This window comes from Candidatus Symbiothrix dinenymphae, assembly GCF_001431085.1.
Map to the genome: position 1 here is coordinate 1 of NZ_BBRU01000328.1, position 505 is coordinate 505.

The window sequence follows — 505 nt, forward strand, 5'->3', positions numbered from 1 at the left end:
TTGTAGGACGGTTGATGCCCTGTTCCCATTCGTGTTCTTTCACGGGAGCGAGCACGATGACCGGTTCCGACCATTTGATGCCGTCGGTGCTTTCGGTGTAGGCGAGCGCGTCTTTCGGTCGCCACGAGAACCACATCTTGTATTTACCGTCTTCCTGCAGCATCGTGAGGTCGAAACACGTGCCGAGTTCCGCTCCGCCGAGAACAGGATTGTTCACATATTTCTTCCACTGTTTGGCAGTAATATCCACCTTTAACTCGCCGAGACGCTTGGAAGTAGCGATTTTTTTGCCGTTCACAAACACCATAAAACCCTGTCCCTTGCCGTATTTCTTGCCTGTTTTGTCCCAAATCACCGAAATCTTTTTGCCGTGATAGAGCACATTTTCGAGCGCAAACCATTCCCACTCGTCCGTTGCGAGCGGATAAATGCTTAGTATATCGCCCTCCGCAGGGCGAAGACCGACAAGTCCGCTGATAATCAAGTCCGAGAACTCGGAATGATT

Annotated in this window: 1 protein-coding gene; it reads right to left on the reverse strand. The window is 50.9% G+C overall.

The features are described from left to right. A partial coding sequence (locus ASC50_RS03990) for a glycosyl hydrolase family 65 domain-containing protein (protein ID WP_338140302.1) occupies positions 1 to 505 on the reverse strand: 505 nt, incomplete at both ends.